The 13,453-nt window shown below is 46.3% G+C and carries 14 protein-coding genes; 9 read left to right on the plus strand and 5 right to left on the minus strand.

Annotated features, from left to right (window positions below):
- Positions 1–48: 48 nt before the first annotated feature.
- From H6F74_RS03805 to H6F74_RS03815, 3 genes are all read left to right on the plus strand, one after another.
- Positions 49–393, plus strand: a complete 345-nt coding sequence (locus H6F74_RS03805; protein WP_199300807.1) for a flavin reductase — start codon at positions 49–51, stop codon at positions 391–393.
- 172 nt (positions 394–565) lie between these two features.
- On the plus strand, positions 566–1,324 hold the full coding sequence (locus H6F74_RS03810) for a hypothetical protein (RefSeq protein ID WP_190436552.1): 759 nt from the start codon (positions 566–568) through the stop codon (positions 1,322–1,324).
- Positions 1,325–1,544: 220 nt separating this feature from the next.
- Positions 1,545–1,688 (plus strand): hypothetical protein, encoded by a 144-nt coding sequence (locus H6F74_RS03815; protein ID WP_190436555.1) that lies wholly within the window; start codon positions 1,545–1,547, stop codon positions 1,686–1,688.
- A gap of 149 nt (positions 1,689–1,837) precedes the next feature.
- Here the strand turns inward: H6F74_RS03815 and H6F74_RS03820 are convergent, their stop codons facing one another.
- Both H6F74_RS03820 and H6F74_RS03825 read right to left on the minus strand, forming a co-directional pair.
- On the minus strand, positions 1,838–3,265 hold the full coding sequence (locus H6F74_RS03820) for an SDR family NAD(P)-dependent oxidoreductase (protein WP_190436558.1): 1,428 nt from the start codon (positions 3,263–3,265) through the stop codon (positions 1,838–1,840).
- Positions 3,266–3,734: 469 nt separating this feature from the next.
- Positions 3,735–4,268, minus strand: coding sequence for a vitamin K epoxide reductase family protein (locus H6F74_RS03825; RefSeq protein ID WP_190436561.1), 534 nt, complete (start codon positions 4,266–4,268; stop codon positions 3,735–3,737).
- A 395-nt stretch (positions 4,269–4,663) separates the two neighbouring features.
- On the opposite strand from H6F74_RS03825, the gene H6F74_RS03830 reads away from it, so the two are divergent.
- Entirely contained in the window at positions 4,664–5,071 is a 408-nt protein-coding gene (locus tag H6F74_RS03830; RefSeq protein ID WP_190436563.1) for a response regulator, read from the plus strand.
- Between the two features lie 46 nt (positions 5,072–5,117).
- On the opposite strand, the gene H6F74_RS03835 is transcribed toward H6F74_RS03830, so the two are convergent.
- Together H6F74_RS03835 and H6F74_RS03840 are read right to left on the minus strand one after the other, a co-directional pair.
- Positions 5,118–6,344: a sensor histidine kinase gene (locus tag H6F74_RS03835; RefSeq protein ID WP_190436566.1), complete on the minus strand. Its 1,227-nt coding sequence runs from the start codon at positions 6,342–6,344 to the stop codon at positions 5,118–5,120.
- Positions 6,345–6,770: 426 nt separating this feature from the next.
- Positions 6,771–7,052: a hypothetical protein gene (locus H6F74_RS03840; protein ID WP_190436569.1), complete on the minus strand. Its 282-nt coding sequence runs from the start codon at positions 7,050–7,052 to the stop codon at positions 6,771–6,773.
- Between the two features lie 378 nt (positions 7,053–7,430).
- Here H6F74_RS03840 and phaA point away from each other — a divergent pair, with 378 nt between their 5' ends.
- The 5 genes from phaA to H6F74_RS03865 all read left to right on the plus strand — a co-directional run bounded on the left by phaA (position 7,431) and on the right by H6F74_RS03865 (position 13,168).
- The gene (gene phaA / locus H6F74_RS03845; RefSeq protein WP_190436572.1) at positions 7,431–8,621 is read left to right on the plus strand and encodes an acetyl-CoA acetyltransferase PhaA; all 1,191 of its coding nucleotides are present in this window, start codon (positions 7,431–7,433) and stop codon (positions 8,619–8,621) included.
- Positions 8,622–9,107: 486 nt separating this feature from the next.
- Positions 9,108–10,145 carry a hemerythrin domain-containing protein gene (locus tag H6F74_RS03850; RefSeq protein WP_190436575.1) on the plus strand — a complete coding sequence of 346 codons (1,038 nt, stop codon included), beginning with the start codon at positions 9,108–9,110 and terminating at the stop codon, positions 10,143–10,145.
- Positions 10,146–10,333: 188 nt separating this feature from the next.
- Positions 10,334–11,056: an acetoacetyl-CoA reductase PhaB gene (gene phaB, locus H6F74_RS03855; RefSeq protein ID WP_190436578.1), complete on the plus strand. Its 723-nt coding sequence runs from the start codon at positions 10,334–10,336 to the stop codon at positions 11,054–11,056.
- A 79-nt stretch (positions 11,057–11,135) separates the two neighbouring features.
- Positions 11,136–11,990: an alpha/beta fold hydrolase gene (locus H6F74_RS03860; RefSeq protein ID WP_190436581.1), complete on the plus strand. Its 855-nt coding sequence runs from the start codon at positions 11,136–11,138 to the stop codon at positions 11,988–11,990.
- A 158-nt stretch (positions 11,991–12,148) separates the two neighbouring features.
- Positions 12,149–13,168 carry an SDR family oxidoreductase gene (locus H6F74_RS03865; protein WP_190436583.1) on the plus strand — a complete coding sequence of 340 codons (1,020 nt, stop codon included), beginning with the start codon at positions 12,149–12,151 and terminating at the stop codon, positions 13,166–13,168.
- Here H6F74_RS03865 and H6F74_RS03870 read toward each other — a convergent pair.
- The gene (locus tag H6F74_RS03870) at positions 13,152–13,382 is read right to left on the minus strand and encodes a hypothetical protein (RefSeq protein WP_190436585.1); all 231 of its coding nucleotides are present in this window, start codon (positions 13,380–13,382) and stop codon (positions 13,152–13,154) included. The two genes, H6F74_RS03865 and H6F74_RS03870, sit on opposite strands and share 17 nt — an antisense overlap.
- Positions 13,383–13,453 lie beyond the last annotated feature (71 nt).

A 13,453-nucleotide genomic window follows, 5' to 3' on the forward strand; every position in this document is an offset into this window, starting at 1 on the left:
AGGCTGTGCTGCCAGTCGTGCTGGAATCTACGAGGAGCATCCCTAGTTGTGATCTACCTAGTAGATACCAATCAAGAGGTTAATGAATTTGTGTGCCCTGTGGTGGATGAAACACTTTCTCATGCAATGGCTCAAACAGGAGCGGAATTCCCCTATGGAACCAGTGAGTTTGAAATGGCGAGTTTGAAAACTATTCCTGCCGTTGATGTACAACCGTTGCGGATTGAAGACTTACCTGTAGCAATGGAATGTAAGGTAACACAAACAGTTTCAGTTGAAGGAACTAATAATGTGATGGTATTAGGTCAAATTTTACGATTTCATGTACGTGAAGACCTGTACCACCCAGATTTAGGATTAGTTGATGAATTAATTGAAAGCTGCTATCAGTAAGCGGTAGAGACTGATGACATCTACACTAATGATGAGTTATGCTGATTAGATTATCAGTGGAGGCGCTACTTGAAGCTTGTCTATCAATCTTCAGTGTTCCAGTGCTTTATTAGTAAGGCGATGCTTGGACATTATAAATCTGTACATAAAGACTTGAAGTAGTTAGCAATAGATGAAGACTCTATTTTTAGATATGGAATGGGGACAAATTTATGGTTCTTACAGAAGAGATTTTATACCAATAGAAATTGGTGTAGTGATATATGATCCAGAACATGATGAACCTTTATTTGAAGGTAAAAAGTTTCGCCATGACGTAGATATTGTTATAAGGAAAAATATTATTGATAATGTTGGTAAAACTATCGGATTATCAGAAAAAGTTGCCAATATCGAGCGAGGAGAGTACCAGAAAATTTTTCATTCTAATTATCGTTTAAAAAGCTCAGATAAAGTTTTAGTGAAAAGAAGGGCTTACAAGTCTTTAAGTGAATTGCGTCAATATATGAATGCATTGCTTAAGAAACATCATATTGAACAGATTGTATTTTTTGGAGGAAATGAGGATATAAAATTGTTGCAAAAGGCAAATGTTGATATATCAAAGATAAAAGCTGTTGACATACAGCACATCATTTGTAAAGAGATAGGTTATCTGTTTTCTCTTGATAAAATCTCATTGATAATTAATTTTTACTCCAGTAATAAATACTTTGGTTCTAAGAATTTCCGATACAAGCCTCCAGGATATTATAAATATAAATATCTTATTAAACCCCATCGAGCTATTGGAGATGCATGCAGAATTTTTCTGGTGTATAGAGAGTTTCATGGAGTCAACTGTGAGTTTGTGCAGCAGTGTAATGCTTACCTCAATGCCAATAAACCAAACAGAGCAATCAGCGAAGTGATTAGTAAAAAGATTTCATAGTACTCACTCGCAGCCTAACAAGTCAACGCAGCGGACAAACAAAAGCTGCTGGTGCTAAGTTCGAGGTTACTAGCACCTACTCAATTTAGTCTTTATGCAGCCAGTATTACAGTTTCAATAAAAATGCAAAATCCTTTCAGTTCTACACACAGATAGAGGCACAATGATCTTCGTCTAATACTGTTGATAGTAACGATCGCGAAAACAAGCAGTAAAAGCGATGCAGAAGCTGGCAGTATTTGGTGGAACAGGCATTATGGGACGCAGCATCACTGAATATCTTGATACTCAGGATGATTGGCAAGGCATTGGCGTTGCCCGTCATAAGCAGCAAATTTCTGCATTGACACCCTTTAGCAGCTAATGGGGTGGGCAGATGTCTTCTCAATCTCAACGATCGCTGAACTGGCTGTTGCAGCAATTTCAACTCAAACCAGGTAAGCCCGATATTGCTGCCCGTTCGCAGACCCTTGTATTGGTTTTGGTTCCAATTGGGGTTAGAGTGCTGATGGGTCATCCGGCTGCTAGCGCGATCGCACTTTCCAAAAAAGATTCGGTTTGCGTCGCAGGTTTGAGACGCTCCCAAAACAACTGCATCACCGATGGATACATCGCATAAGCACGCCAGTTTGCAGGTGTCCAGGGAATTCCCAACGTGTCTTGAATCTCGCTTAAACAGGCTTGAATTTCAGGGGGTGCCTGGGAAGGTTCGATTAACGGGAATCCCGATTGCTCATCTTCTGCGATCGCTGGTTCAGGCGATGGAGTTCCCTCAGTGATTCCAAAGGAGTCAGTCTCTCCTATCACGACTCGTTGTGCTTCTACCTGTCGATGTGGTCGCTCAGTTTCAACCGGCTGATCTGCTTCAGCGCTATCTGTGTTCTCGGTAACGATCTCGTTATTTTCCCGTGCGGCTTTGTCACTCAAGGACGTTAACAAGGAAGGCGACAAGGATGAATGGCTGTCTTTTCCGAAAGCGCGCTCAGTACCAATGCCACCTGTTCCAGGTAGCAACCGATTCATCCAACCCAGCAGAGTGGAATTGAGTCCTGGAAAGAGTGCAAAGAATTTGGCACTAAACCAAGCCGAAAATGGCACAATCAGCTCTGCATCACCCCGTCGAAAGGCAGCAATGGTCTGACGAGCAACATTTTCGGCACTGGTCGAGATCAAGGGCAATGAATCAGCAATGCTGAACCAGGTATACTCCTTACGGTGCTGACCTTTGAAGATAGCGTGGTCTATCACACCTGTGCGGATGAAACCGGGACATACCGTTGTTACAGCAATCCCCTCTTTTGCCAGTTCTGCCCGCATCCCTTCAGACAAACCCGTTAAGGCAAACTTGCTGGCACAATACGCCAACATATGCGGGGAAACCACCTTGCCACCGATGGAAGAGATATTGACGATGCGTCCAGCCTGTCGTTGACGCATCTCTGGGAGAACTGCATAGGTGGTGTATAGCGGTGCCCAGAAATGCAGCTTCATCAAGTCGTCGTAGTCCTCCATCGTCAATACATCCATTGGAGCGACAAGGTCGGTGCCTGCGTTGTTGATGAGGACATCAATCTGACCGAAGCGATCGCCTTTGGCGCTGGGCGAAGCCCAATCGCGCACCTGCTGCACCATCTGCTCAACTTGGAATTTATCGGTGACATCGCAAGGCAAAGCCAATACTTGTCCACCCTGCTGCTCTAATTCATGACGTGCCCTTTCTAACTCGCTTGCGTCGCGGGCACAAATTGCTAAATGCGCTCCTTGCTGTATCAACTGGCGTGCCATCACCAAACCCAGTCCGCGAGAACCACCTGTCAGCAGCACTGTCTTGCCTGTGAGATCGTATTTATGATTTTCGCGCCACCATCTCACTAGCCAAAGCACGGCGATCAAAGCGCCGACGCTCAATGCAATAAGAATAAGAGAATGCTGATTATCCATAGGAGATTTACGCTGATTCCTGCACTACTGAACTATTTGCATCTCGTTGGGATTAAATACCTCAGATGTGCCGTAGTCTCGGTATACTAAACCGCTGCGTTCACCTTGACCCCAAGAGACTTAACGCTGAATTTGTGCATCTCCACGGTAGATAGGAACCAGACAGGGGATGCAGCCTTTCAGCCGTTAACATCCTCAATCCTAAAAGGCTAGACTTCTCCTCTCCTCTGACTAATGGGTTGTGATACTGAAGCGACTGCTGGGTCTAATGGGAGAAGTTAGTCTTAAGTTGAAATGTACTTGTGAATACAATTGTTGAGCTTTTGGGTGGGTTAAACCAGCCAAAAGCTCAGATATACCTGAAGCCGATATATCAAGCTAACCAGGAGGCAGACCAGGAATCTAAGCGCTGGTAAAAAGGCTCTCAAGAAGACTCACTGCACTTCGGTGCTTGGTGTCCTTGTATCGATTACTGTGTGTTCTCTGCGGTGTCTTTGTCGCCGCGTCCGAGTAGGGTGCGAGCAGCAGCCATAACTTCAGGAGCAGCCAGCACTAGAGACGCGAACGAGCAAAGCGTTGCCACTTGGCAGTACTCGCAAAATGCTTTGTTCTCGCTCCACTCTTCACGAGCTAGCTCGACATTCGTCACCGCGTCTATCAGGATCTTTATACCCATTGCAATTGGTAATATCGGGTTGCGCCTAGCGCGATCCAGACCACCTGCGGAAGCCAGCCAAGCAGTGATGGCGTAAGTAAACACCATTATTGGGCCATCGGGCGAGTTAAATTTGTTGTAAGCGTAGTTAGAGGCGTCAACGCGGTCTGCATCAAAAAGCTTTTGTCCCGGAGGATCGGGTAAGTGACTAACGATCCCGGTTTGGTATAGCGTCACCAGCTGTCCCATTGAACCTCCCAGCATAGACAAGCCGATAATCGCTCGCCGACGGCTCATGTGAGGGTTTTGTCCTTTACGCAATTCCTGACTTAGTTGTTGTGGCTCCATGAAGCGCAATCCTCGATAACGTATGCGTTGACGGTCGCATCAGCTTGCACGGAGCTTTCCACCGGCGAATACAATACGCAGTATGTATTCTATTCGGCAGCGATCGCGCCCGGAGCTGATAGTCGAATAAATTGTTTACCATTTTCACGAATCGGTTTGATGCGTACCTCTTACGCTGGAGGTACTTCTTCAACGCTGCGTTTGATAGGTTGTGGTATTCAAGGGTACAAACTGGCTTAATATCAGATTCTTTTTCCTCCCACGATTCTCCGTTGGTTTAAGCGGAAACTCCCCTAAGGTAAGAGGTTAGTTAGCAAGCAAACAACTACTATTTAAAAGATTAGAAAATTTAGAAACTTTTATAAGTGTCTTTACCCACAGGGAGGGTTAATTTTATGGTGTCGTCTCAAGCTCAAGCTAAACGCATTTTATTGGTTGATGATCTAGAGGATAATGTATCCCTCCTAGAGGCGATTTTGGCGGAAGAAGGGTATGAGATTGATAGCGCTAGAAATGGTAAGTCAGCGTTAGCCAAGATAGAAGCATCGCCACCGGACTTAATATTGATGGATGCCATGATGCCAGGAATGGATGGCTATGAAGTAACTCGCCGTGTTCGGGAAAATACGAAACTTCCTTTTATTCCGATTCTGATGATTACAGCAAGTGAGAATGCTAGTATCCCTCAAGGATTAGAGCTAGGAGCTAATGACTTCATTCGGAAGCCGATTGATTTTGAGGAGTTAATGGCAAGAATTAAAGCATCTTTACGATTGAAAACCATCGTTAATCCTGCTCAATAATTTCAAGAATTATACAAGTTAGAGAAAAAACAGATAAAACCAAAACTCAAGAAATTGATTCCAGGGTTTTCACTTCTAGCGGCAAGATGACGGTGAAGGTGGAGCCAACTCCAACCTCGGATGCCAGCTCAATTTTGCCTTGCATTAGGTTTACCAGTTGCGCGACAATTGCCAAACCTAAGCCAGTGCTATCGGGTATGCGATCGCGAGTTCCAGCTTGAAAGAAGGGGTCAAAAACACGCGCCTGGTCTTCTGGGGCAATCCCAATTCCGGTATCGCTCACCGCAATAAACCAATGGTTATCAGATAACATCTGACACGTTAATTTGACACTTCCCGCCTTTGTGTAGCGAATGGCATTGCTTAGAAGATTCGTGATAATTTGCTGTAATCGCAAGGGGTCTGTCAGCACTTTTTCCGGAGCGCGTGCAGCGGAACTATCGGCGCTAGCCGAATCACAATCAATCACCATTTGTAGCTCTTTGGCAGCAGCCAAAGGCTCCAACATTTCGACTACATTGTTGATTAAAGAGCGTACATCTATTAGTTCTGGGTGCAGTTCTATCTTCCCTGCCGAATACCGGGCGATTTCCAGTGTATCGTTGATCAGGCGAAGTAAGTGTCTGCCATTGCGTAGCACTCGCTCAATATGTTCCAGATTGGGAAAATTGTCTTGAACTTCAACATTCTTTCGTGAAGAGCGTAAAATCAGCTCCGAGTAGCCAATAATCGAATTTAGAGGATTTTTGAGTTCGTGGGCTAGTTGAGAGAGATTATTCTGATTCGCTTTTACCAAGCGAGTTAGTTCTTGATTGTTTAACTCTACCTGACTTTGTACCTGCTGTAGTTCTTGCAATCGCTCCTCTACATAACTTTTGAAGCATTGGGCAATGGCTTCGTCGATGGTCGCGTCAATCACATTGTAAGCTCGCATCACTTCGGGAACCGTACCCTCTAGTAAATCTGCCTCTAAAGTGGAAAAAATTGTCTGGCGCAGTAGACGATACTCTCGCGCAATTTCTGTGGGAGCGAAGCCTTGTTCAGCCCGCAGAACGCCATGATGTAAACTGTTCTGGACTATGGACTGAATATCGTTTTCCTGCGAGTGGGAAAGCACAGTTGCCATCGCCTTTAGCACATCAGGAATATGATTCCGGATAGCTGAGCCGGGTAAATCGTCAGTGCTGGAAATCTGCCTATCCGAACGGACTGCTTCAACCCAGTTTTTGGCGATCGCGTCTATTTTTTCAACAAGCAATTGACTAAAATCCATTGTGGCAAGAGACGTGGGGAAGAGCAGGTCAAAAACCTTCTTGCCATCATTCTACATTGAGCGATCGCGCAGTTTAGTCGGTCGAGTACACTTTAAAATATTTTTTCCAAGGTTCAGCACCCCTTTCCGACCTTTGTATGCAAAAGTACAAAGCTGCTTAACATTATGTCCTTTCTATAGGTAGAGGATTAAAGAAATTACTAAGTTTAGTTTAGTCTATGGCTTATTTAGTAAACTGAACATTTGATGATACGAATGAATATAAAACTTTTTTTACGAAACTGTTTTATACTAAAAAAGCTCCCAAGAAATGCCTTGGGAAGCTTTATTAATCCTTTGAGGATGTTTGGAAAGTAGATAGTTTTACAAGCAACCTCTAAAAAATCTAGAGCCATGATCTATGTGAGTCAAACACAACTCTAAGAGTTACTCAGACTTTTTGAGCTGCGTATTCCGGATCGTATTGAAATATCCCTCCCACAATTGCTTTTGAGTTTCGATGGAGAGACGAGCGACTGAAGCCTGGAATTGCAGAGAACTTGTCAGCACTTCTTCCTGAAATTTCAGAGTTTTCTCGAAAGTCTCCCGGTAATTTTGTGTGTTGAAACCTTGCATAGTCGGCATGGTAGAATTCCAGCTCTTGAAAATACCGCTCTGCAACTCACTTAACTGCCTGGTAAATTGCTCAAGATTATTTGCCCAATCCATTCCTGTTACTCCTTTTACTTTTTTATTGGGTGCTGATTGTATTGTCCACCATTTTAATCAAATAATAATTGGTAATTAGCTCTAATGGATGATTTATAAATAAAGTATTTTTTTTAAGTTTATTATAAATAGAAATTAAAAGGACTGTCTTTTGACTTTTAGCATGGAAGCTTTGCTAAAAAAATCCTTTATGACAGTTAGATAAGCGGAGGAATATGGATTGAGTCAGTTACATGAAGCCTAACAATTGATAGCTTTAGCTCGACTTTGTATAAATAATGAAACCTTCCTAAAACTAAGGAAATCAGCCTCAATAAACATACCACTTTAAGTTGGTATATCTGGACAACATGACATTGTAAAAAATAATGAGGATGTATGCAAGAAGCTTATATTGTCTCGGCAGTACGCACGCCGCTTGGTCGGTTTGGAGGTGCCTTAGCGGGTTTTTCCCCAGTAGAATTAGGTGCCCACGTCATGCAAGCAGCGTTGGATCGGGCAGAAGTTCCGGGGGAAGCTTTAGACCTGTATATCTTTGGTAACGTACTCAGGGCGGGACACGGGCAGTCTTTGCCCCGTCAGGCAGCTTTCAAAACTGCGATTCCCCAGACGGTGAACGGGTATGCAGTGGATATGGTGTGTTCGTCGGGAATGATGAGCGTGATGAACGCCGCCACAGCTATCCGCTCTGGCGAAGCGGAAATCGTACTTGCGGGCGGCATGGAATCGATGTCCCAGGCAGGGTTTTTCCTATCGCATCGAGCTAGATGGGGGTATAAAATGCTACTGGGTGCGCCAGAGCAACTCAGGGATATTTTACTTGAGGACGGTCTTACCGATTCCACGACCACCGAAACGATGGGAGAGCAAGCTGAGCGGCTGGCAGCAGCTTACCAAGTAACGCGGGATGACTTGGACGAAGTAGCGCTATATTCACAAGCTAGGGCAGCGATCGCAACCGAGAACGGCTGGTTCCACAAGGAGATCGCACCCATAAAAATAGAGGGCAAGAAAGGTTTGCAACTCGTGGACAAAGATGAGGGAATTCGCCCCGAAACCACCTTGCAGAGCCTTGCCAACTTAAAACCTGCTTTTCGGGAAGATGGGGTGTTTACGGCTGGAAACAGCAGCCAGATATCCGATGGAGCCGCAGGTTTAGTTTTGGCAAGCAAAACGGCGGTGGAACAGTATAAACTCAAACCTTTAGCTCGCATCCTTGGGGGAGCGTCGATAGGCGGAGAAACTTGGCGCTTCCCGGAAGTTCCGATTCTGGCAGTCAACAAGCTTTTAGATAAGCTCAAGATGAGAATCTACGACTTTGACTTGTTCGAGAACAACGAGGCTTTTGCTTTAAGCAGCGTACTGTTCAACCGGAAGTTGGGCATTCCTTACGAGAAGCTGAATGTCTATGGAGGAGCGATCGCTCTGGGGCATCCCATCGGCGCATCGGGGGCGCGAATCATCGTCACGCTGCTCAACGCCTTGCAGGAGCGAAATGGACAGATGGGACTGGCATCGGTGTGTCATGGTACTGGTGGGGGAACTGCGATCGCAATTGAGCGGCTTTGATAATTGACGCTTCCAAGGCATTTTGAGGATGTTTGAATTATCTATGTGACGCTGAAATCTTGGAGATCCCCCCTTAAAAAGAGGGGGATATCTTCAAAGTCCTCCTTTTTAAGGAGGATTTAGGAGGATCTCTAACCCATAGCGTTTGAAAAAGCACTTTTCAAACATCCTCTTACAACGTAAAGCCGTAGAATTCTTGGCTCTGTAATCCAACTCAGGTTTTCGTGGGCTAAACCAAAAAATCTAACCTGGGCTAGGTGGAAGAGAACTGGATTAACGACAAAATCAAGATATTCAATGTTTTTTCGCTTGAAATAACCCATTTCCAGAACTAAGGTAATGGTGTTCGTTCGGGTTCTCAAAGCAAGGGGTGAACAACGCCTCTAAAAGCTCTGTGAGTAATATTTGGGCAACTCGTATTGAGCTACATTACCGCTGCTGTGAAGCGGGTATTAATCAGATTATTTTCCTACAGGATAACAAAGCATGGTTACAACGATAGACGATACAAAGCGGATGGCGATTGGCGAAAGATTGGCAGACCTGAGAGCCTTTCAAAGTTTAATCATCTCTAACGACCAGAAACTCATAGATGCCTGCCCTTATGAAGATGTTCGCGAACGTCTCCAGAATATGCTTTCTGATGACCAGAAAAATCTGGGCATTATAGACACTGTAATCGTTCAATACGGCATTCAATCGGAACCGAGTGCTGCAACCAAGATATTTATTCCGCAGTTTGAGCAGATGATGTCCGGCGATGAGTTTACCTATTATCAGAAACTCATTCACCACGAACTGATGAAGCATGGTCAAGCCATGAGTGGAATCATGATCCACAAAGCCGCTCAGGTGGTAGGGGCTGATATTGAAGTGGCAATTGGGCCTCTGAATACTGTCAACTTTGAGGGTCGCGCTCACCAAGAACAGCTCAAGGGTATGCTCGAACAGGTGGGAGTCCGCGAAATGACGGGCAAAGACGCGCATCAGGGACTCTGGGCAAGGGTGCAAGATGCAGTTGCCGCCCTATCGGGTGTAGCTGGCAGTGTGGTTACGCAAAACACTGACAAGCAAGATATGAATATCCAGACCCTTATCCGGCTGGATCACGAGAAAGTGAATACGCTTTTCACTGAAGTTGGAGCGACAAAAGATCCTCAAAAGCTCCAAGAGTATTTCGGGCAAATCTACAAAGATTTATTAACACACGCTCAAGCAGAAGAAGAAGTAGTGTACCCGAAAGTACGTTCGTTCTACGGCGATGACAATACTCAAGAGCTTTACGATGAGCAAGCGCAAATGAAGCAGATGCTCGATGAGATTAAGGCGATTGACCCTGCTAATGCCGATGGGTTCAGATCAAAAATTAAAGACTTGATGGAAGTGGTAGGCGACCACATTCGCCAAGAAGAATTTACGATGTTCACGGCAATTGACAAAAATTGCAGCGCTGAGCAGAAAGAGCAAATGGCTACTGAATTCAAAGCTGCTAAGAGCAAGATTCAGCAAGAAATGTCAGCCTAATTGCAATAATTCACGGCTCCTATAGCAGTCCTAAATGATTCGTGAAGCCGAGATGCCCGACTTCTCCAAGAAGTCGGGCATCTGAACCGCTGGCTCACAACATTGATAAACATTTTTGGGTTTCACTGTCACGCAACTACAGGCGAAGACACTGGAATCAGTAATAGAAATAGGGGTGAAAGTGGCTTATGGTGTCTTTGGGACTGGAAGATAAAGTCATCTTGGTAACGGGCGGTAATCGAGGGATAGGAGCCGCTATCGTCAGTCTGTTGGAGGAGCTGGGAGCTAAGGTAGCTTACACCCAGCGCAGCTCTAGCAATGGTCAGCATGGAGCGATCGCAATCCAAGCTGATGTAACCGATAAGGCAGGGATGGAAGCAGTAGCAGAACAGGTTGAACAGAAACTAGGGTCGATTTATGGAATTGTGGCGAATGCTGGGATTACCCAAGACAACTTTTTTCCCAAACTGACGACCCAAGACTGGGATGCCGTAATTGACACTAATTTGAAAGGAGTTTACAACACCTTGATGCCCGTTATCCCTAAGATGTACGAGCGGAAAGAAGGCTCTGTGGTTTGCATTAGCTCGATTTCCGGTGAACGAGGAAACATCGGTCAAACGAACTACGCCGCAACCAAGGCGGCTGTGATTGGTTTAACCAAGTCCCTCGCTTTAGAGGCGGCTCGTTATGGGGTACGAGTCAACGCTGTGTCACCGGGATTTATTGAGACTGATATGGTTAAGTCGGTGCCAGATAAGGTGAAAGAGCGCATTGTGTCTGAGATTCCGCTTCGTCGCTTCGGTAAGCCAGAGGAGGTTGCTTGGGCAGTTGCATTCCTGCTTTCGCCTCGCGCTAGCAGCTACGTCACTGGCGAAGTTGTGAGAGTCAACGGCGCTCATCATACTTGAGGGCAATAGCGATCGCATTAGGTTGAAGGCCCATTCAGCGCTAATTACACTTTATTTAGATAAATAATTGGAGCCAAGCGTGAAAACCGAAGTTGAAGAGCGGCGAATCAATGTAAGCGGTTTAAGTATCCGCTACTTTAAAGCAGGCGATGATGGTCTACCGTTAGTGCTGCTACATGGAGATAGTGCCAGCGCTCTTGATTGGTCTTGGGTGCTTCCCAAGCTGGGAGCTACCTATCGTGTCTATGCGCCGGACTTTCCCGGTTTCGGTGATAGTGCCAAACCATCCCTTGAGTATACGCCAGAGTTTCTTAAGCAGTTCTTGGTCGATTTTCTTGATGCGCTTGGAATTGAGCGGGCGGTGCTGGTTGGCAACTCCCTAGGCGGTCAAGTTGCGTTACGCTTTGCCCTATCCCGTCCCGAACAAGTCGCAGCTTTGGTGCTGGTAGATAGTTCCGGGCTTGGTTACGCAGTTAGCCCGTTACTGTCCCAGTTAACTTTACCTGGGTATGGGGATGTAGCGATCATTGGGTGCCAAACGCCTCTTGGTGCTAAGATGCGGTCTTGGTTACGGGCGACACTGTTTTTCGCCCACCCCGCGCAGGCTCCCGCGGTGTGGATAGCAGAGCAAGAGCGAATGTCTCAGATGCCCGGTTTTCTTCAAGCTACTCTGACCTCGTTGCGCGCCCAGCTGAACGTATTTGGACAGCATCAAGTGTTTCTCGACTCTCTAGGAGAGTTACCGATGCCGACTCTTGTCGTGTGGGGGACGGAGGATTTGGTTCTCCCAAAAGAGCAAGCTCACGACGCGGTTAGCCGCCTAAAACAAGGACACCTTGCCTTGATCCCTGACTGCGGTCACTTACCCCATGTCGAACGCCCGGAAATTTTTAGTGCTGAGTTGAGCCAGTTTCTTGCTGGAGTTGGTGCTTAGACAACTGTCAACCCTGCGGCTGATGTAGGCACGCTGGCTCTGGCTTATTTATTGGGTAGAAGTTGAATTCGTAGATTTCAATTAAATCAAGCATTTCTAGATTGACTTCACCTCCAGGGGTGAAGAATTTTTAATGAGGACTTTAAGGAGTAGCATTGATGCAACTGAAGCCAATCAATCAGCAGGTCGTTGCAGTCGTGGGAGCGAGCAGCGGCATCGGGCGCGAGACAGCCCTCCAGTTTGCCAAGAGAGGGGCAAAGGTGGTCGTTTCATCTCGCAGTGAATCGAAGCTAGCGTCCTTGGTGGAAGAGATTCGGGGCTTTGGTGGTGAGGCAACTGCTATCGTCGCTGATGTAACAGTATTTGAGCAGGTGAAAGCGATCGCAGACCGTACTGTAGAGGTGTACGGGCGACTCGATACCTGGGTGCATTGCCCCGCGATTGCCGTTTATGCCGCTTTCGATAAGACAAAACCAGAAGAGTTTAAGCGCGTCATTGATGTCGGACTAATCGGGCAGGCATACGGTGCAATGGCAGCACTTCCCCATCTCAAGCGTGAGGGACGAGGGGCGCTGATCCATCTGTCTTCAGTCTTGGGCAGGCGCAGTCTCCCGCTTCAAAGTTCCTACTGCACCGCAAAGCACGGGATGGAGGGATTCATCGAATCCCTGCGCGTCGAACTGCAACATGAGAAAATACCTATCAGCGTCACGAGTGTCAAACCCGCCGCCGTCAACACACCCCTGTACAACAATGCACTCACTAGGCTAGGTGTGAAGCCAGCCAGCCTACCGCCTTTCTACGAACCTAGCTTGGTCGCTGACGCGGTTCTCTACGTTGCCGAACATCCAACCCGTGACTTCCTGGTTGGGGATGCGGCTAGAACGCTAGATTTGCTTCAACGGATTTCGCCTGGACTGGTAGATTCCATATTGCAACGGGTTGCCTTCAAACTCCAGCGCACCGACGAGCCAAAGTCAGACGATGCGCCAAACAATCTTTATGAATCTATCCCAGCCAATGACCGGGTTAAGGGAGATTTTAGTAACTTAGCGATACCGAGCGTTACCGACTGGTTGGATAAAAATCCCGTTGTCAAGTGGGGTGCCTTGGCAGGTGTGGTCGCACTCGGAGCCGCCCTGTTAACCCTGCCAACAGAAGTCACTCTCCCTCACTAGCTGCTGTTGAGCGTTCGGCATCTTCAGCCTCTTCCTGATAGTCCATTGCTTCTGCTTCTTCCGACAGGGGCGAAATAATTAGAGGGTTGCTTGCCGAATCGCCTAGATTAACATAGGCATCTGGAGCTGGCATCGATGGTGTATCTGGTGTATCAATGTTTCCAGTGATTTCTAGGTCTTCTATTGGTCTGGTGTCGGGATCTGGGGTTGCCATAAACTGCTCTTAGTAGGATTAATCTAGATTGATAATTTTTTTCTGGGAGTTCCCTGATTGCAAGGGTTCAC

The sequence above is a fragment of the Trichocoleus sp. FACHB-90 genome, from assembly GCF_014695505.1.
GTDB lineage: Bacteria > Cyanobacteriota > Cyanobacteriia > Cyanobacteriales > FACHB-T130 > Funiculus > Funiculus sociatus.